A 19,074-nucleotide genomic window follows, 5' to 3' on the forward strand; every position below is an offset into this window, starting at 1 on the left:
TTTTCTGCCCTGACGAATACCCCCGAGGAACCGAGGAGCTCCCCGTGACGTACACCCCGACCCCCGACGACAAGTTCACCTTCGGCCTCTGGACCGTCGGCTGGCAGGGCCGCGACCCGTTCGGCGACGCCACCCGCCCGGCCCTGGACCCGGTCGAGTCCGTGCAGCGCCTCTCCGAGCTGGGCGCCTACGGCGTGACCTTCCACGACGACGACCTGATCCCGTTCGGCAGCGACGAGACGGAGCGCGAGGGCCACATCAAGCGCTTCCGCCAGGCGCTGGACGCCACCGGGATGAAGGTCCCGATGGCCACCACCAACCTCTTCACCCACCCCGTCTTCAAGGACGGCGCCTTCACCTCCAACGACCGCGGGGTGCGCCGGTACGCGCTGCGCAAGACCATGCGCAACATCGACCTGGCGGTCGAGCTCGGCGCCGAGACCTACGTCGCCTGGGGCGGCCGCGAGGGCGCCGAGTCCGGCGCCGCGAAGGACGTCCGGGACGCCCTCTCGCGGATGAAGGAGGCCTTCGACTTCCTCGCCGAGTACTGCACCGAGCAGGGCTACGATCTGCGCTTCGCGATCGAGCCGAAGCCGAACGAGCCCCGCGGCGACATCCTTCTCCCCACCGTCGGCCACGCCCTGGCCTTCATCGAGCGCCTGGAGCGCCCGGAGCTGTTCGGCGTCAACCCGGAGGTCGGCCACGAGCAGATGGCCGGGCTCAACTTCCCGCACGGGATCGCCCAGGCACTGTGGGCCGGCAAGCTGTTCCACATCGACCTCAACGGCCAGTCGGGCATCAAGTACGACCAGGACCTGCGGTTCGGCGCGGGCGACCTCCGCCAGGCCTTCTGGCTGGTCGACCTGCTGGAGTCGGCGGGCTACGCCGGTCCCCGGCACTTCGACTTCAAGCCCCCGCGCACCGAGGACTTCGACGGCGTGTGGGAGTCGGCCGCCGGCTGCATGCGCAACTACCTGATCCTCAAGGACCGTGCGGCGGCCTTCCGCGCCGACCCGGCCGTCCAGCAGGCCCTCCGCGCCGCGAAGCTCGACGAGCTGGCCACCCCGACCCTCGCCGCCGGCGAGACCCCCGCCACGCTCCTCGCCGACCGCTCGGCCTTCGAGGACTACGACGTCGAGGCCGCCGCAAAGCGCGGCGCGGCCCTCGAGGCCCTCGACCAGCTCGCCCTCAACCACCTCCTGGGCGCCACCGCCTAACCCACCACAGCCGCACCCCCGCCCCCGCCTGCAACGCCACCGGCACGCAAGAGGGGCGCGGGGCCTGCGCGCCCAGCCACCCCCGCCCACACCGTCACCCCCGGCCCCGCACCGTGCGCCGCAGGCGCCCCCAAGGGGCGCGAGGAACTGCGCGACCAACCACCCACACCGCCGCACCCGGCAACGACGACCCCGTCACACCCCGGCCCCGCCCCCCGCGCCGCAGGCGCAACCAGGGGCGCGAGGAACTGCGCGACCAGCCACCCACAGCCCCGCACCCGGCAACGAGCACCCCCCTCGCACCCCGGCGCCGCCGCCGCGCCGCTCACGTGGAGCCCCCCGCCACCCGCCGCACCAGCTGGTCCGCCGCCGACAGCCCCGCGGCTATCAGGTCCGGCCCCTGCTGGCCGAGTACCACGCCGATGACCGTCACCTCCCGGCCGTCGGCTCCCCGCCACCGCGCCCGGAACATGAAGCTCCCCCCGGCCGCCGCATCCGACCCGGTCTTCATCCCGAGGAAGCCGTCCCGCCCCAGCAGCGTGTCGGTGTTGCGCACCGACCCCGCCACCGGCAGGACGTAGTCGCGCGTGGCCATCATCGCCGCCAGCGTCGGATCGCCGGCCGCCGTCTCCGCCAGGCGCAGCTGGTCGAGCGCGGTCGACACCGTCCCCGCGTCGTACCCGCTCGGGTCGGTGTAGGTGGTCCGGGAGATTCCCAGTGCCTTCGCCGTCGCGTTCATCTCGGCGACGAACGAGGCCTCACTGCCCGCGACCTGCCGGGCGACCAGCGCCGCGATGTTGTTCGCGGACGGCAGCAGGACGGCCATCAGCGCGTCCCGCTCGGTCAGCCGCTCGCCGGCCAGAACCGCGACGACCGACTGGTCCTCCATCCGCCGCCGCTCGGTGTCCTCGACATCGCCCCGGCCGACGACGAACACCCGCCCGTCCTCCGTCCCCTCCAGCGGGTCGTGCTTCAGCACCAGATACGCGGTCATCACCTTCGCCACACTGGCGATCGGCACCGGACGCTGGTCCGGGCTCGCCGCCGGCCGCCCCCCGTCGATCGCATACGCCCCCTGCCCGCTCCGGGGCCAGCCGTCCGAGGAGAGCGGGGCGGCCGAACCGCCCTTCCCGCCGAGGACGTGGCCGGCCCCGACCAGCGCCCCGGCGATGAGGAGCAGCGCCAGAACCGCCCCGAGCAGCCTGCGATGGCGCCGACGCGCCCGGTACCGGGTCGGCGTCCCGTACGAGGTCTGAGGATCGATGGCCATGCCGTCAGTCAAGGCCGCGCGGCGTTGTCAGCCCGTATGTGCTTTTCGATACACCGGCGATAGGCCCGCCCGCGGCCGGCCCTCACCACCCCAGCCGCGCCGTCACCGGCAGATGGTCGCTGCCGTTCGCCCCCAGCACCGCCGAGCTCTCCGCCCGCACCCCCCGCACCAGCACCTGATCGATCCGCGCGACCGGGAACCTGGCCGGCCAGGTGAAACCGAAGCCGTCCCCCGCCGTATCCTGCGCCGAGCGCAGCCCCGCCGCGGCGAGACCGGCCAGCGCGCGATCGCCGAAAGTCCCGTTGAGGTCCCCGAGAAGGACCGTCCGCCCACTCCGATCGGCGGCCAGGGCACCGTCCAGCGCCTCCACGCCGATGTCCCGCGAGGCCGTCGAGAAGCCCGCGAGCGGGTTGACCCGCACGGACCCGAGATGCGCCACGTACACCGTCAGCGGCCCGTGGGCGGTGGTCACCGTCGTGCGGAGGGCGCGGTTCGAGGGGAGCTTCTCGGCCGCCGTCTTCCTGGCCGCCAGCGGCCCGTAGTCCGTGACGTCGATCGTCCGGGTGCCCGACAGCGGCCGCTTGCTCCACACCCCGACCGTCCCCTCCACCGCGCGGTACGGGTACGCCTTCGCCAGCGCCCGCTCGTAGCCGCCGGTGGCCTGCGGGGTCAGCTCCACCAGCGCCAGCAGGTCCGCCCCGGAGCCGGCCAGGGCGCGGGCGGTGCCGGCCGGGTCGGGGTTGCCGGCGTCCACGTTCTCCTCGGCCACCGTGAAGTCCCCGCCCTGGTGGGACTTGTCGGCCAGCACGCCGCCGAACAGGCTCAGCCACACCACCGCCGGCACCACCAGCGCGACCGCCGCCGTGGCGGAGCGCCGCAGCAGCGCGAGGAGCAGCAGTACCGGCACGAGCAGCCCGAACCACGGCAGGAAGGTCTCCACCAGGCTGCCGAGGTTCCCGGTCCCCCGGTTCGGAATCCAGCCGTGCAGCAGCAGGAGCAGCGCGAGCAGCAGCGCCCCCGCCGTGAGCACCCGCCCGCGCCGCCAGGGCCCGCCGTCGCCTTCGCGCCCGCGCCCCCGCCCCCGCTCGCGCTCGCGCTCCCGCGCCGCGCGGGCGCCGGCGCCGGCGCCGGTCCCGGCGGCCGTGCTCCCCCTCGTCGTCCCGGCCGTCGTCGTGTCCTGCGGCGTACCCGCCGTCCGCTCCGTGAGCGGGGTGTCGTTCATGCCGCCAGTCGACGGGGCGCGCTGTTGCGGGCGCGTATCGGGTTCTCGATACGCGGACGATATGTCCCGACTCGTAGCATCGGGAGTATGCGTGTGCTGATCGTCGAGGACGAGCCCTATCTGGCGGAGGCCGTCCGCGACGGGCTGCGCCTGGAGGCGATCGCGGCGGACATCGCCGGCGACGGCGACACCGCGCTGGAGCTGCTCGGCGTCAACGCCTACGACATCGCCGTCCTGGACCGCGACATCCCCGGGCCGTCCGGCGACGAGGTCGCCGAGCGGATCGTCGCCTCCGGCAGCGGCATGCCCATCCTGATGCTCACCGCCGCCGACCGGCTGGACGACAAGGAGTCCGGCTTCGAGCTCGGCGCAGACGACTACCTCACCAAGCCCTTCGAGCTGCGGGAGCTCGTCCTCCGGCTGAGGGCGCTCGACCGCAGGCGGGCGCACAGCCGCCCGCCGGTGCGCGAGATCGCCGGCCTGCGGCTGGACCCGTTCCGCCGCGAGGTCTTCCGGGACGGCCGCTACGTCGCGCTGACCAGGAAGCAGTTCGCGGTGCTCGAGGTCCTGGTGGCCGCCGAGGGCGGGGTGGTCAGCGCCGAGGAGCTGCTGGAGCGGGCCTGGGACGAGAACGCCGACCCGTTCACCAACGCCGTCCGGATCACCGTCTCCGCGTTGCGGAAGCGACTCGGCGAGCCCTGGGTCATCGCCACCGTTCCGGGCGTCGGCTACCGCATCGACGCCGAGGCGGGGGCCGGACAGGCCGGAGGAGACCGTGGATAGAGCCCCGGGCCTGGGTGTCCGCCTGAAGTTCACCCTCAGCTACGCCGGATTCGTCATGCTGGCCGGCGCGTTCCTCCTCCTCGTGGTGTGGGCGTTCCTGGAGCGCGCCCGCCACGTCGGGCTGGTCTTCCTGCCCAGCTACCGGCTCGCCGTGCTGCGCGAGTTCGCCCCGATCGGGGTCCTGGTGCTGGCCTTTCTGCTGGCCTTCGGCCTCCTCGGCGGCTGGTTCCTGGCCGGCCGGATGCTCGCCCCGCTGAACCGCATCACCGAGGCCACCCGGCTGGCGGCGACCGGTTCCCTCGCCCACCGGATCGAACTGCCGGGCCGCCGGGACGAGTTCCGCGAGCTGGCCGACGCCTTCGACACCATGCTCGCCCGGCTGCAGGCGCACGTCGCCGAGCAGCGGAGGTTCGCGGCCAACGCCTCGCACGAACTCCGCACCCCGCTGGCAGTCTCCAAGAGCATCCTCGACCTGGCCCGCACCGATCCGGAGCGCCGCACAGGCGAGTTGATCGACCGGCTGCACGCCGTGAACACCCGGGCGATCGACCTCACCGAGGCGCTGCTCCTCCTCACCCGCGCCGAGCAGCGGACCTTCGACCGGGAGCGGGTCGACCTCTCCCTCCTCGCCGAGGAGGCGACGGAGACCCTCCTCCCCCTCGCGGAGAAGCACGGGGTCGCGATCCGGACCTCCGGGGAGTTCGCGCCCGCCCTCGGCTCACCCGCGCTGCTGCTCCAGCTGACCACGAACCTCGTCCACAACGCGATCGTCCACAACCTCGCCGAGGGCGGCACCGTGGCGGTGGCCACCGCCGTCCGCCCCGGCGGCGCCGTCCTCACCGTCGAGAACACCGGCGAGCGGCTCGACCCCCGGCTGGTCTCGACGCTCACCGAGCCGTTCCGCCGCGGCACCGACCGCATCCTCGGCGACCACGCCGGGGTCGGCCTCGGTCTGGCCATCGTCAAGAGCATCGCCGAGGCGCACGACGGGGAGCTCACGATCGCGCCCGGGCCGGCCGGCGGGCTCCGCGTCACGGTGCGGCTCCCCACCGGCTGACGGCGCGCCCGCCCGGCCCGCTACTCCTGCGCCTTGCCGGTGGTCACCCGGGCGATCATCAGCGCGCCCAGGATGATCCCGCCGTAGATCGCCTGGATCCAGAACGACGGCACCTGGGCCAGCGTCAGCATGTTGTTGACGACGCCCAGCAGCAGCACCCCGGTCACGGCGCCGGTCATCGTCCCCTTGCCGCCGTCCATCGAGATCCCGCCGATCACCGCGGCCGCCATCACCGTGAAGATCATGTTCTGGCCCTGGTTGGCGTTGATCGCCCCGACGTACCCGGTCTGGATCAGCCCGCCCACCGCGGCCAGCACGCCCGCCGCCACGTACACGCCCAGGGTGATCCGGTCCACCCGGATCCCCGCCGCCCGGGCCGCCTCCGCGTTGCCGCCGATGGCGTAGAGCGAGCGCCCGACCCGGTGGTAACGGAGGAAGACCCCCGCCACCGCGAAGCAGACCGCGGCCAGCCACACCGACAGCGGGATCGTCAGGAAGGTGTCCGTGGCCAGCGCGAAGAAGCCGTTCTGCATCCCGAAGAGGGTCTTCCCCTTCGTCGCGCCGACCAGCAGCCCGCGCAGCACGATCAGCATGGCCAGCGTGACGATGAAGGAGTTCAGCCGCAGCCGGACCGCCAGCACGCCGTTGAACGCCCCGATCAGCCCGCCGACCACCAGGATCGCCAGCAGCGCCAGAATGAACGGCCATCCGGTGCCCCAGCCGGCCTCCGAGGCGGGCAGCACCAGCAGCGCCCCGATCGCCGGCGCGATCCCGACCACCGACTCCAGCGACAGGTCGATCTTCCCCACGATCAGCACCAGCGCCTCCGCCAGCACCACCATCGCCAGCGCCGCCGACGACCCCAGAATCGAGATGATGTTGGCCTGGGTCAGGAACGACGAGTTGAGCACCGCCCCCAGCACCACCAGCACCACCAGGGCCGGCACCAGCGCCAACTCCCGTGCCCTGCGCAGCAGTACGCCCCTGGCCCCGCCCGGGACGGAGCCGGAGGCCTCCTCCGCGCCCGCCTGGGCGGTCGCCGTATCGGCCGCGGTGTCAGCCACGGTCCACTCCTTCGATCGACGCGATCAGCTCGTGGTCGTTCCAGCCGGCCGTATGCTCGGCGACGACCTCCCCGTGGAAGAGCACCAGCACCCGGTCGCACCGCCGCAGGTCGTCCAGCTCGTCGGAGACCACGACGATCGCCGTGCCGTCCTCCCGCGCGGTGTCGATCCGCGCGAGGAGCGACTCCTTGGAGCGGACGTCCACCCCCGCGGTCGGGTTGATCAGCACCAGCAGCCGGGGGTCCGAGGCCAGCGCCCTGGCCATCACCACCTTCTGCTGGTTGCCGCCGGAGAGGTCGGAGACGGGCTGGTCCGGCCCCTCGGTGCGGATGTCGAGCCGCCGGATCAGGTCGGCGGCGAAGGCCCGCTTGGCGCCCGTCCCCACCAGCCCGTACCGGCCCAGCCGCTCGGTGACCGTCATGGTCGCGTTGTCGCCGATCGACAGGCCGTTGACCAGCCCCTGCTGGTGCCGGTCGCGCGGCACGCAGCCGACGCCCGCGTCCAGATGCCGCCGCACGTCCCCGTACGGCAGCTCCCGGCCGTCCAGCACGGCCCTGCCGGCGGTCGGCCGGCGCAGCCCGACCAGCGACTCGGCCAGCTCGATCTTCCCGCTGGCGCTGCTTCCGGCGAGGCCGACGACCTCGCCCCGGTGCACCGTCAGGTCGATCGGATCGAAGCCCTCGCCGGAGAACCCGGACAGTTCAAGGCGGGTCTCCGCCTCCGCCGCCGCGTCCCCGCGCCCGGCGACCTCGTCGGCCGCCCGCCGCTCCTCGGCGACGGCCTCCCCGGCCATCGCCTCCACCAGGGCGGCCCGGGGCAGTTCGGCCACCGGCGCGGTGGTCACCCAGCGGGCGTCCCGCAGCACGGTGACGGTCTGGCAGACCTCGTACACCTCCTGGAGGTGGTGGGAGATGAAGAGGAAGGTCACCCCGGAGTCCTGGAGGGTCCGCATCCTGGCGAAGAGCCGCTCGATCTCCCGGTTGTCCAGCTGGGCGGTCGGCTCGTCCAGCACGATGAACCGCGCGCCCAGGCTCAACGCCCTTGCGATCTCGACGAGTTGGCGGTCCTCGACCTTGAGGTCGCCGGTCCTGGCGTCGGGATCGACGTGGACGTCCCAGGTCTCCAGCAGCTCCCGGGAGTCCGCCCGCAGCCTCCGCCAGCTGATCATGCCCCAGCGGTTGACCGGCTGGCGGTTGATGAACAGGTTCTCCGCGACGGTGAGTTCGGGCACCACCGTGGAGCGCTGGTAGACGCAGGCCACCCGCTGCCGCCAGGCGTCCCGGTCGGAGAGCGCCGGCGCCGGCTCCCCGGAGAACCGCAGCTCGCCCGTGTCGGCGGGCTGGAGCCCGGTCAGGATCTGCACCAGGGTGGACTTCCCGGCGCCGTTCCGGCCGACCAGCGCGTGCGACTCGCCGGCCCGCACGGTCAGCCGGGCGTCGGCGAGCGCCAGCGTCGACCCGTACCGCTTGCTGACCCCGCTGGCCTCCACCAGTGGGGCCTCCGCCCGCGGTGCCTCCGCGCTCATCGCCGCACTCACTGCGACTTGAGGGTGTTGCCCCACAGCGCGGGGTCGTCGACGTTGGACTTGGTCACCAGCGGGGCCGGCAGCTGGTCCTCCAGGTCGCCGTTGGGCAGCTTGACGATGGTGCTGCCGTGGTCGGTCGGGCCGGGCTTGAAGGTCTTGCCCTGCATCGCGGCCTGGATGTAGTACATCGCCCACTTCGCGTACAGGTCGGCCGGCTGCGAGACGGTTGCGTCGATCTGGCCGGACCGGATCGCCTGGAACTCCTGCGGGATGCCGTCGTTGGAGATGATCGTGATGTGCCCGGCCTGCCCGGCCGGCTTCAGCAGGCCCTTGGTCTTCAGGGTCTCCAGCGTCGGCGCCAGGTACACCCCGCCGGCCTGCATGTAGATGCCCTTGACGTCCGGGTTGGCGTTGAGCACCGCGGCGAGCCCGGAGGCCGCCTTGTCCGACTGCCAGGCCGCGGGCACCTCCAGCACCTTCAGCCCCGGGTACTTCTTCTTGACGCAGCTGTCGAAGGCCTCACTGCGGTCGCGCCCGTTCACCGAGGCCAGGTCGCCCTGGATCTGCACGACCTTCCCCGACTTCACATGCTGTCCGAGGTAGTCGCAGGCCTTGAGGCCGTACGCGACGTTGTCGGCCCGGACCACCATCGCGACCTTGCCCTTGTCCGGGGCGACGTCCACGGCCACCACCGGGATGCCCTTGCGCTGGGCCTGGTCGAGCCCCGCGGCTATCGCGCTGCTGTCGATCGGGGCCACCACCAGGCCCTTCACGCTCTGGTTGGCCAGGTTGTTGATGTCGGTGATCTGCTGCGCCGGGTCGTTGTTGGAGTTGACCGTCGGCAGGATGGCGACGCCCTGCTTCTTCGCCATCTGCGGGACGTAGTTGTTGTACGCCTCCCAGAACGGCGAGGTCAGCATCGGCAGGTCGACGCCGACCTTGCCGGTGCCGCCGCTCTTGCCGCCGGAACCGCCCGCCGTGGCGTTCGTCGTCCCGCAGCCGGAGAGACCGGCGACCGCCAGGGCCGCGGCGGCCGCGACGGCGCCGAGGGTCACCCGAGCGCTGCCCCGTCCGGTTCTGCCGCCGCCCACTGTGCTGCGCACCATGCTGACCGCTCCTCGTCGAGGGGTGAGTGGTTGATCTGTTCAGCTCTGTTGATCTGACGGGCCGTCGCCTGATTACTTATCAGACCTATTCGGCGGCGCAACACCCCCGAGACAGCAAATTCCCGCGATTTGCACGTTGCTGCGGCGGTATTGGTCCGACCACCTCCCTGCCGCTACCCTCCGGATCGTGGACCAGCCGAAGACCTCAGCGACCACCCCGCCCCCAGCCTCCGGCGCCGCCGCGCCACCCCCGGCACCGCCAGCGCCGGGGCCGCGGCCCTCGGTCACCCAGCGGGCCATCGAGCGGATCAAGTCGATGATCGCCGCCGGCGAGCTGGAGCCGGGCCAGCGCCTCCCCACGGAACGGGACCTGGCCGCGCAGCTGGGCCTCTCCCGTTCCTCGATGCGGGAGGCCATCCGGGCGCTGACCGCCCTCGGCGTCCTGGAGGCGCGGCACGGCTCGGGGATCTACGTCACCCGTCTGGAGGCCGGCGACCTGCTGGAGACCTTCGGCGTGGTCGCCGAGATCTCGCGCGGGCCGCGCCTGGTCGAGCTCCTGGAGGTCCGCAGGATCCTCGAGTCCGCCGCGACGGCGATGGCCGCGGCCCGCATCGACGACTCCCAACTGTCCGATGTGGCCGACCACTTGGCCGCGATGGAGGCCACCGACGATCCGGACGCGATCCTCGCCCATGACCTCGACTTCCACCGCTCGGTGGTCGCCGCGGCCGGCAACGAGACCCTCGCGGCGATCATCGAGGGCCTCTCCAACCGCACCTTCCGCGCCCGCGTCTGGCGCGGCTACCAGGAGGAGGGCGCCTTCGCCCGCACCCGGGCCGAGCACGCCCGCATCCACGCCGCCCTCGCCGCCCGCGACCCCGAGGCCGCGAGAGCGGCCGCCGCCGTCCACGTGGCCGAGGTCGAGAACTGGCTCCGCGTGAACACGACGCCCTAGCCCCCACCCCGCACCGCAAGCGCACAAAGGGGCGCGAGGAACTGCGCGCCCAGCCCCCTACGACGCCCCACCCGGCAACGCCCGCCGCCCCGCCGAGCCGCCGCCGCCCCCGCGCCGCAGGCGCCATAAAGGGGCGCGGGGAACTGCGCGCCCAGCCCACTACGTCGCTCCACCCGGCAACGCCCGCCGCCCCGCCGCGCCGCCGCCCCCGCGCCGCAGGCGCCATAAAGGGGCGCGGGGAACTGCGCGCCCAGCCCACTACGACGCCCCACCCGGCAACGCCCGCCGCCCCGCCGCCCCGCCGCCCCCCGGAAACGGTGAAGATCGGGGCCGCGGCGAAAGATCCACGTCACCAACGCATCGTCAACTGTCGCTCTCACCCGGAGGAACGAGATCCCCCGCGCGAAACGCGCCCGCCCGCCCGCACACCCTTACGCTCGGATGGTGACGACCCCCCGCCGCACCCTCCTCCGCGCAGCCGCCCTCGCCCCCGCCGCCCTCACCACCCTCGCCGCCTGCGATTCCGGCGGCCAGAGCGACCAGAGCAGCCACGAGTCGGTGACGGCACGTCGGACCGCCTCCGCGTCCCCGGCGTCCGCCCCTGCCTCCCCCACCCCGGCCGCCGGGGAGGACGCCCTCCCCTTCCACCTCCACACCGGCCCCCGCACCACCCACGCCGTGGCCCTCACCTTCCACGGCCAGGGCGACCCCGCCGTCGCCACCGCCCTCCTCGCCGAGGCCGAGCGCGCCGGCGCCCGTCTCACCGTCCTCGCCGTCGGCAGCTGGCTGGACGCCCAGCCCCAGATGGCCCACCGCATCCTGTCCGGCGGCCACGAGCTGGGCAACCACACCCAGCACCACATCGACATCTCGTCGCTCCCCGCCCCCCGCGCCTACGCCGAGATCGCCGACTGCGCCTCCCGCCTCCACCGGCTCACCGGCTCCATCGGCCGCTGGTTCCGCCCCTCCCAGGCGACGGACTGCACCACCACGGTGGCCGCCCAGGCGGCCCGCGTCGGCTACCGCCACTGCCTCGGCTACGACGTCGACTCACTGGACTACACGGACCCCGGCCCGGACGCCGTGGTCCGCACCGTCCTCCAGAAGGCCCGTCCCGGGTCGATCGTCAGCATGCACTTCGGCCACTCTGGAACGGTCACCGCACTCCCCCGAATCCTCGACGGTCTGCATCAGCGCGGACTCCGCGCCGTCACCACCACGGAGCTGTTCAAGTGAACCCCGCCCGCCGCCTCGTCCTCGCCGCCACCGCCGCCGCCACCTGCGTCCTGGCCTTCTCCGGGTGCAGTGCGAGCCCCGGCCACCAGCAGGCGATCGACTCCGGCGCGAGCAGTTCCGCCACGGCCGCCCCTCCGTCCGCGCCGGCCTCCGCCGCCTCGCCCGCCGGCGGCTCGGACGCGGCGCTCCCCGGGATGCCGCCTCTCCTGGACCCGAACAACATCTACGCGGCCGACGCCGCCGACCGGCTCTCCCCGACCGTCCGGAGCTTCCCGAACCGGATCTACGTCCCCAACACCGAGTCCAACACGGTCACCGTCATCGACCCGGCGACCTACAAGGTCCTCTACACCCTCAGGGTCGGCCGCGAGCCGCAGCACGTCGTCCCCTCCTGGGACCTCAAGACCCTGTGGGTCAACAACGACCTCGGCAACAGCCTGACCCCGATCAACCCGGCCACCGGCAAGGCCGGCAAGCCGGTCTCCGTCCACGACCCGTACAACCTCTACTTCACCCCGGACGGCAAGTACGCCATCGTCATGGCGTCCAACGACCGCCAGATCGTCTTCCGGGACGCCCACACCATGCGGGTGGTCAAGGCCGTCCCCTCGCAGTGCGGCGGGGTCAACCACGCCGACTTCTCGCCCAACGGCCGCTACTTCATCGTCTCCTGCGAGTTCTCCGGCGACCTGCTCAAGGTGGACACCGAGCGGATGCGGGTGGTCGGCAAGCAGAAGCTGCCCGAGGCGCACGCCATGCCGCAGGACGTGAAGCTCTCCCCGGACGGCCGCACCTTCTACATCGCCGACATGACCGCCAACGGCGTCTGGCGGCTGAACGGGGACACCTTCGCCAAGCCCACCCTGCTGTACACCGGCAAGGGCGCGCACGGCCTCTACGTCAGCCGGGACGCCAAGTCCCTCTACATCTCCAACCGCGGCGAGGGCTCGATCTCGGTCCTCGACTTCGCCACCGGCAGGCTGACCGCCAAGTGGCACCTGCCCGGCGGCGGCAGCCCGGACATGGGCGGCGTCTCCACCGACGGCAAGGTCCTCTGGCTCTCCGGCCGCTACAACTCGGTGGTGTACGCGATCGACACCACGAACGGAAAGCTGATCAAGAAGATCCCGGTCGGCGCCGGCCCGCACGGCCTCTGCGTCTATCCCCAGCCGGGCCGGTACTCCCTGGGCCACACCGGCGTCTTCCGCTGACCCCGGCCGGCCCCGCCCCCGGGGCCGGCCGCTAGGAGCCCTGGTTCTCCGCCATATGGGCCCGGATCTCCGCGGTGGAGACGGTCATCGTCTCCGCCGGGTCCGGGGCCGGCTCCAGCTCGATCTTCCCTGCGGCGTCGCTGACCTTGATCATCAAGGCCACCACCAGCCAGTTGGCCACCGTCGCCGATCCACCGTAGGCGAGGAACGGCAGCGCCTTCCCGGTCTCCGGGATCAGCCCGATGACGCCGCCGGCCACCACGAACACCTGCAGCACCAGCACCACCGCGAGGCCGGTGCCGAGCAGCTTCCCGAACGGGTCGTTGAGGGTGATCGCGGACTTCCAGCTCCGCTGCGCCAGCAGGAAGTACAGCAGCAGCATGGCCATCAGCCCGCAGGTGCCGAGCTCCTCGCCGAAGGCGCCGAGGATCCAGTCGCTGCGTCCGGCGAAGCCGATCAGCCAGGGTTGGCCCTTGCCGAGCCCGGTGCCGAGGAATCCGCCGTGGCCGAGGGCGAAGAGCGCCTGCGCGGCCTGGTCCGAGGTCACGTTGGAGCCGTGCCGGAACACGTCCATCGGATGCAGCCAGGCCGTGACGCGCTGGCCCACGTGCGAGGAGGTGGCACCGACCGCGCCTCCGCCGACGACCGCCAGCACCAGGCCGATGAGCACCCATCCGGTGCGTTCGGTGGCCACGTACAGCATCACGATGAAGATGCCGAAGATGATCAGCGAGGTACCGAGGTCGACCTCGAAGATCAGGATCAGCAGCGAGATCGCCCAGATCACCAGCAGCGGGCCGAGGTCGCGCATCCGCGGGAAGCTGATGCCCCAGACCTTCTTGCCGACCAGCGCCAGGGCGTCCCGGTTGGCCATCAGATAGCTGGCGAAGAAGACGATGATGCCGATCTTGGTGAACTCGTCGGGTTCGAAGCTCAGCGGGCCGATCATGATCCACCGCTTGGCGCCGTAGATCCCCGGGAAGAACGCCGGGGCCATCTGCAGCACCAGCGAGACCGCCATCGTGACGTAGGTGTAGCGCTGCAGCGAGCGGTGGTGCTTGAGGAAGACGATCACGCCGACGAAGAGCACCGCCGCGATGACCGTCCACTGCATCTGGCTGCCCGCCTCGGGCGGCGCCTCCTGCGTCCCGGCCCAGAACTTCGCGTACGAGCTGTCCAGGCGATGGATCATCATCAGCCCGAGCCCGCTCAGCAGCACCGCGATCGGCAGGATCAGGGGATCCGCGTACTTGGCCCACTTCCGCACCGCGAGGTGCATCAGCAGCGCCAGAGCGCCCAGGCCGAGACCGGTCGTCGCGAACCCGCCCCCCAGCGAGCCGTTCAGCGCCAACTCCGCGTCGGCCTCCGCGAACAGCGAGGCCAGCACGGCCACGACGACCAGCACCAGCTCCGTGTTCCTGCGGCGCGTGGCGTCCTCCAACGCTCTCTCCACCTCGATCGCTCGGTCCGCCCTGTCGGCCGGTCGGACCCCGCATTCTTGCAGCTTCCGGCAGGCCGCCGACCAACCTACCCCCACCGCCTTCTTACCAGCCGCCCCTACGATGCCGCCCGCCCTCGGCTCGATACGTTCGCGATACCGTCCACTGGGCGTCCACCCGTCATCCGCACGCCCCCCACCGTCACCGCCCGTCCCAACCGTCCCGACTCCCCTGCGCAGAGCGGAGCGTGAGGCATACGAATCCCGCCGACCCCCGAGCCACCGGACGGCTCGCCGGCAGCCCGATACGCCGCCACATCGCCCTCCTCTCGGTCTGGGCGGCGGTGTGGTTCGCGATAGCCGAGCGCCACGGCGGCGTCTCCTGGCACTACCTCAGGTCCGGTCAGCAACTGCTCTTCGGCGCGCCTGGCGGCGGACTGGCGCTGTACGCGAACCACCCGGAGTTGCAGATCGGCCCCGTGAGTTTTCTCGCAGCCGGAATCTTCTCCCCGTTCCGCCCGGGCCTCGGCGAGACCCTCGCCGAGGCGGTGATGTCCGGCCTCGGCCTGGCCATGCTGATCGTGGTCGGCCGCACCGCGGCCCACTACTACCGCGGCACCGGCACCAACCACCACCGCCTCCAGCAGCGGATCCTGATCGCGGGAGCGGCCTTCGTCCCGATGTGGGTCGAGGTGTCGGTCCGCTTCGCCCACCTCGACGACGTCCTGGCGCTCTTCTTCACCACCCTCGCGGTGCGCCGCCTGGTCTCCGGCCACGCGGCCGGCACCGCCGTCTTCCTCGCGCTGGCGGTCGACTCCAAGCCCTGGGCGCTGCCCTTCCTGGCCCTCCTCCTCGCCCTCCCCCGGGAACAGCGGCTGCGCAGCGCGGTGCTGACGGTGACTCTGATCGGCGCCGCCTGGCTGCCGTTCTACCTCGGCGACATCCACTCCTTCGCGGCGGCGAGGTACGCGATCCCCAACCAGCCGGCGTCCTCGCTCCGCTGGCTCGGCGTCCACGACCCCGGCACGCCGTCCTGGGACCGCCCGGCCCAGGTCCTGCTGGGCTTCCTGCTGGGCGCGCTGGCGGTCCGCCGCGGCCACTGGCCGGCGGTGGTCCTGGTCTCCGCGAACGCCCGGATCGCCCTCGACCCCAGCGTCTACACCTACTACAGCGCCTCGGTGCTCCTCGGCACCCTCCTCTGGGATGCGATCGGCCAGCGCCGCCTGGTCCCCTGGTACAGCTGGGTGGCCCTCCTCATCCTGTACGGGACCTCGCTGGCCCTCCCCCACTCCCCCGTCCAGGGCCTGATCCGGCTGGCCTTCGCCACCCTCTCGACCCTGGCCGTCCTCCTGACCCGACGCCCCAAACCGGGCCGCAGCGCGGAAGGCACAGGCCCACGCGCCGAACGCGGCGCCGAGGGCGCCGGTCAGGGGCGCGGGGAACTGCGCGCCCAGCCCACCACCGCCCCGCACCCGGCGACCGCGCCCCCGCCCCACCCCTGGTAGCCGAGCAGGGCCGGGACGCAGAAAAGGGGCGGGCGGGCGGGGAGAACCCCAACCCGCCCGCCCCAGCGCTCCGCGCCTACGCGGCCACCCGCTCGGCCGCCGCCGAGGACGACGCCCCCGCCGGCTCCAGCGCCAGCTCCAGCACCTGCCGCACATCGGAGACCGCATGGACGGTCAGCCGCTCCAGCACCTCGGCCGGCACGTCGTCCAGATCCGCCTCGTTCCGCGCCGGGATCAGCACGGTGCTGATCCCCGCCCGGTCCGCCGCCAGCAGCTTCTGCTTGACGCCGCCGATCGGCAGCACCCGGCCGGTCAGCGAGACCTCACCGGTCATCGCCACATCGGCCCGCACCCGCCGCCCGCTGAGCAGCGAGGCCAGCGCGGTGGTCATCGTCACACCGGCGCTCGGCCCGTCCTTCGGCACGGCGCCGGCCGGCACGTGGAGATGGATCCCGCGCTCCCGCAGCGAGGTCACCGGCAGCTCCAGCTCCGCTCCCCGCGACCGCAGGTAGGAGAGCGCGATCTGCGCGGACTCCTTCATCACGTCGCCCAGCTGCCCGGTCAGCTGCAGCCCGGTGGCCCCGGTCTCCGAGTCGGCCAGCGACGCCTCGATGTACAGCACGTCGCCGCCGGCCCCGGTCACGGCCAGTCCGGTCGCGACCCCCGGCACCCCGGTCCGCCGCTCGCCCGGCTCCTGCGCCGCCTCCGGCGTGAACCGCGGCCGGCCGATCAGCCCGCGCAGGTCGTCCGCCCCGACGACGCGCGGCAGCTCGCCCGTCCCCAGTTCGCTCTCCGCGGCGACCTTCCGCAGGATCCGCGCCACGGCCCGCTCCAGGTTCCGCACCCCGGCCTCCCGGGTGTACTCCCCGGCCAGCTTCCTGAGCGCGTCCTCCTCCACGGACACCTCGTCGGCGCCGAGCCCCGCCCGCTCGACCTGGCGCGGCAGCAGGTGGTCCCGGGCGATGACGACCTTCTCGTCCTCGGTGTACCCGTCCAGCCGCACCAGCTCCATCCGGTCGAGCAGCGCCTCCGGGATGGCCTCCAGCACGTTGGCGGTGGTCAGGAAGACCACGTCGCTCAGGTCGAGTTCGACCTCCAGGTAGTGGTCCCGGAAGGTGTGGTTCTGCGCCGGGTCCAGCACCTCAAGCAGGGCCGCCGCGGGGTCGCCCCGGTAGTCGGAGCCCACCTTGTCGATCTCGTCGAGGAGCACCACCGGGTTCATCGACCCGGCCTCCTTGATCGCCCGCACGATCCGCCCCGGCAGCGCGCCCACGTAGGTGCGCCGATGCCCGCGGATCTCCGCCTCATCGCGCACGCCGCCGAGCGCGACCCGGACGAACTTCCGCCCCATGGCCCGCGCCACCGACTCGCCGAGCGAGGTCTTGCCGACTCCGGGCGGCCCGACCAGAGCGAGCACGGCGCCTCCGCGCCGACCGCCGACCAGCCCGAGCCCCTTGTCCTGCCGGCGCTTCCGCACCGCCAGGTACTCGACGATCCGCTCCTTGACGTCGCTCAGCCCCGCGTGGTCCGCGTCCAGCACGGCCCGCGCGCCCGCGATGTCGTACGCGTCCTCGGTCCGCTCATTCCACGGCAGCTCCAGGACGGTGTCCAGCCAGGTGCGGATCCAGGAGCCCTCCGGCGAGGCGTCGCTGGACCGCTCCAGCTTGTCGACCTCCTTGAGCGCGGCCTCCCGCACCTTCTCGGGGAGGTCGGCGGCCTCGACCCGGGCCCGGTAGTCCTCCTCCTCGCTGCCGCCCTCACCGTCGCCGTTGAGCTCGGAGAGCTCCTTCTTCACGGCGTCCAGCTGGCGCCGCAGCAGGAACTCGCGCTGCTGCCTGTCCATGCCCTCCTGGACGTCCTTGCGGATGCTCTCCGCCACGTCCTCCTCGGCCAGGTGCTCGCGCAGCAGCTCCAGGGCGCGCCTCAGCCGCGCCACCGGGTCGGTCAGGCCCAGCAGCTCGACCTTCTCCTCGCCGCCGAGGAAGGGCGCGTAGCCGAGGTTGTCGGCGAGCTCGCCGGGGTCGTTCATCTGCTCGACCCGGTCGACGACCTGCCAGGCCCCGCGCTTCTGCAGCCAGGTCTCGGTCAGCGCCTTGTATTCGCGGACGAGCTCGGCGACCGCGCCCGGCAGCGGCTCGGGGACGGGCTCGTCCACGGTCGTCGCCTCGACCCAGAGGGCGGCACCGGGCCCGGTGGTCCCGGCGCCGATCCGCAGCCGGCGGACGCCGCGCACCAGGGCGGCGCTCTCCCCGCCGGCCAGCCGGCCGACCTGGTCGATCAGGGCGAGGGTGCCGATCGGCCCGTACTCGCCGTCGGTGCGGGGGACGAGCAGCACCCGCCCCCTGCGGCTGGAACTCGGCGAACTGATCCCCGGTGCCCGTCCCGGATGCCCCGGGCCGGAACTCCGCGCCGCGGCCTGAGCGGCCTCGACGGCCGCCCGGACCTCCGGATCCGAGAGCTCCAGCGGCACCACCATGCCCGGCAGGACGGCCTCGCCGTCGAGCGGGAGAACGGGCAGGGTGAGTGCGGTGGAAGCCGAAGCCATGATCTCTCCTCAGTAAGGGAAGTTGAGTCACCCTGACTAAAGAAGAACCCACCCTCACTTGTTCCTGGGCATTTGTTCGCTCTGAGCGATCGCCACCTGCCGCCGCACCGCCCAGCGCCGCACCGTCGGCCAGAACAGCACCCCGACCAGGTAGGCCAGCGGATGGCCGATCGCGGCCACCGAGGAGTGCCCGAAGAGCGAGGCCGCCACCACCGCGGCGATCCCGACCCCGACCATCCGGCCCTGCCTGCGCAGCGGCACCAGCGCGGCCAGCGCCCCGAGGCAGGCCAGCACCCCGTAGCTGACCCCGAGGTCGATCCGGTGCAGCGCCCCCGGCGCCAGCCCGCCGGTGGCCACCGCCAGGGCTATCGGCACCTCGGTGGCCAGGGTGGCCACCACATGTCCGGCCGCGAACACCGCGAGGGTGCGCAGCCAGCCGAGCCGGCGCTCCAACTGAGCCACCGTCAGCAGGAACACCAGCAGGTACGCCGGCCATACCGCGGCCGGCTCGGCCGTCCACAGCGCGCTGGCGGCCAGCGCGACCTCGGGCCGCTGGAGCAGGTTGGCGGCGTCCGAGCTGGAGTCGGAGAGCATCGCGTGCACCCGCTCCGGCGGGCCGAAGACCTGGTAGAGCGAGCCGGCCAGCAGAACCGCCAGGTAGCAGTAGGTGAAGGGGGCGGTGAGCGGCCCGGGCAGGGCGCCCGGCAGCCCGCGCCACCGGCCCCGCCGTTCCGTCTCCGACACCCCGAGTCCCATCGCCCCGCTCCGTCTCTCCCCTCTGGTCCGCCGCCGCCCCGCCGCCCGCCCCGCCGCGGGCGGCCACTGGACCCGCCGCCGCGAAGACGACCAGGATGTACCAGCACAGGCCGGTCGTCACCACCACGCGCCGGGGTCTCGCAGGTGGGAATCCGGAGAGAACCTCCCCACGGCGGGTGGCCAC

The 19,074-nt window shown here is 72.9% G+C and carries 15 protein-coding genes; 7 read left to right on the plus strand and 8 right to left on the minus strand.

Going from position 1 to position 19,074, the window contains the following annotated elements:
- Window positions 1–44 precede the first annotated feature (44 nt).
- Window positions 45–1,217, plus strand: a complete 1,173-nt coding sequence (gene xylA / locus BS73_RS15605) for a xylose isomerase (protein WP_037572925.1) — start codon at window positions 45–47, stop codon at window positions 1,215–1,217.
- 325 nt (window positions 1,218–1,542) lie between these two features.
- On the opposite strand, the gene BS73_RS15610 is transcribed toward xylA, so the two are convergent.
- Both BS73_RS15610 and BS73_RS15615 read right to left on the minus strand, forming a co-directional pair.
- The gene (locus tag BS73_RS15610; protein ID WP_051939970.1) at window positions 1,543–2,487 is read right to left on the minus strand and encodes a D-alanyl-D-alanine carboxypeptidase family protein; all 945 of its coding nucleotides are present in this window, start codon (window positions 2,485–2,487) and stop codon (window positions 1,543–1,545) included.
- Between the two features lie 82 nt (window positions 2,488–2,569).
- Complete coding sequence (locus tag BS73_RS15615) at window positions 2,570–3,709, minus strand: endonuclease/exonuclease/phosphatase family protein (RefSeq protein WP_051939971.1); 1,140 nt, start codon at window positions 3,707–3,709, stop codon at window positions 2,570–2,572.
- Between the two features lie 87 nt (window positions 3,710–3,796).
- Between BS73_RS15615 and BS73_RS15620 the strand changes: the two genes are divergently transcribed.
- Window positions 3,797–4,492 carry a response regulator transcription factor gene (locus tag BS73_RS15620; RefSeq protein WP_037572928.1) on the plus strand — a complete coding sequence of 232 codons (696 nt, stop codon included), beginning with the start codon at window positions 3,797–3,799 and terminating at the stop codon, window positions 4,490–4,492.
- On the plus strand, window positions 4,485–5,549 hold the full coding sequence (locus BS73_RS15625) for a sensor histidine kinase (RefSeq protein ID WP_037572931.1): 1,065 nt from the start codon (window positions 4,485–4,487) through the stop codon (window positions 5,547–5,549). Before BS73_RS15620 ends, BS73_RS15625 begins: the two co-directional genes overlap by 8 nt.
- Before the next feature lie 20 nt (window positions 5,550–5,569).
- Here the strand turns inward: BS73_RS15625 and BS73_RS15630 are convergent, their stop codons facing one another.
- Genes BS73_RS15630 through BS73_RS15640 form a run of 3 tightly spaced genes read right to left on the minus strand, consistent with a single transcriptional unit; the run spans window position 5,570 to window position 9,244 of the window.
- Window positions 5,570–6,613 carry an ABC transporter permease gene (locus tag BS73_RS15630; RefSeq protein WP_037572933.1) on the minus strand — a complete coding sequence of 348 codons (1,044 nt, stop codon included), beginning with the start codon at window positions 6,611–6,613 and terminating at the stop codon, window positions 5,570–5,572.
- Window positions 6,606–8,138, minus strand: coding sequence for a sugar ABC transporter ATP-binding protein (locus BS73_RS15635; RefSeq protein ID WP_037572936.1), 1,533 nt, complete (start codon window positions 8,136–8,138; stop codon window positions 6,606–6,608). Before BS73_RS15635 ends, BS73_RS15630 begins: the two co-directional genes overlap by 8 nt.
- Before the next feature lie 8 nt (window positions 8,139–8,146).
- Complete coding sequence (locus BS73_RS15640) at window positions 8,147–9,244, minus strand: sugar ABC transporter substrate-binding protein (protein ID WP_037572938.1); 1,098 nt, start codon at window positions 9,242–9,244, stop codon at window positions 8,147–8,149.
- Between the two features lie 298 nt (window positions 9,245–9,542).
- Here BS73_RS15640 and BS73_RS15645 point away from each other — a divergent pair, with 298 nt between their 5' ends.
- The 3 genes from BS73_RS15645 to BS73_RS15655 all read left to right on the plus strand — a co-directional run bounded on the left by BS73_RS15645 (window position 9,543) and on the right by BS73_RS15655 (window position 12,646).
- Window positions 9,543–10,199 (plus strand): FadR/GntR family transcriptional regulator, encoded by a 657-nt coding sequence (locus tag BS73_RS15645; protein ID WP_051941441.1) that lies wholly within the window; start codon window positions 9,543–9,545, stop codon window positions 10,197–10,199.
- 441 nt (window positions 10,200–10,640) lie between these two features.
- Window positions 10,641–11,435 carry a polysaccharide deacetylase family protein gene (locus BS73_RS15650; RefSeq protein WP_037572941.1) on the plus strand — a complete coding sequence of 265 codons (795 nt, stop codon included), beginning with the start codon at window positions 10,641–10,643 and terminating at the stop codon, window positions 11,433–11,435.
- Complete coding sequence (locus tag BS73_RS15655; protein WP_407675013.1) at window positions 11,432–12,646, plus strand: YncE family protein; 1,215 nt, start codon at window positions 11,432–11,434, stop codon at window positions 12,644–12,646. Before BS73_RS15650 ends, BS73_RS15655 begins: the two co-directional genes overlap by 4 nt.
- A 31-nt stretch (window positions 12,647–12,677) precedes the next feature.
- On the opposite strand, the gene BS73_RS15660 is transcribed toward BS73_RS15655, so the two are convergent.
- Complete coding sequence (locus tag BS73_RS15660; RefSeq protein WP_152617619.1) at window positions 12,678–14,087, minus strand: FtsW/RodA/SpoVE family cell cycle protein; 1,410 nt, start codon at window positions 14,085–14,087, stop codon at window positions 12,678–12,680.
- Between the two features lie 245 nt (window positions 14,088–14,332).
- On the opposite strand from BS73_RS15660, the gene BS73_RS15665 reads away from it, so the two are divergent.
- Window positions 14,333–15,589 carry a hypothetical protein gene (locus BS73_RS15665; protein WP_235215423.1) on the plus strand — a complete coding sequence of 419 codons (1,257 nt, stop codon included), beginning with the start codon at window positions 14,333–14,335 and terminating at the stop codon, window positions 15,587–15,589.
- Window positions 15,590–15,665: 76 nt separating this feature from the next.
- Here the strand turns inward: BS73_RS15665 and lon are convergent, their stop codons facing one another.
- Both lon and BS73_RS15675 read right to left on the minus strand, forming a co-directional pair.
- Window positions 15,666–18,134, minus strand: a complete 2,469-nt coding sequence (lon, locus tag BS73_RS15670; RefSeq protein WP_037572944.1) for an endopeptidase La — start codon at window positions 18,132–18,134, stop codon at window positions 15,666–15,668.
- Between the two features lie 54 nt (window positions 18,135–18,188).
- Entirely contained in the window at window positions 18,189–18,890 is a 702-nt protein-coding gene (locus BS73_RS15675) for a rhomboid-like protein (protein WP_051939973.1), read from the minus strand.
- Window positions 18,891–19,074: the final 184 nt, after the last annotated feature.

The sequence above is a fragment of the Phaeacidiphilus oryzae TH49 genome (genome assembly GCF_000744815.1).
Classification (GTDB): domain Bacteria; phylum Actinomycetota; class Actinomycetes; order Streptomycetales; family Streptomycetaceae; genus Phaeacidiphilus; species Phaeacidiphilus oryzae.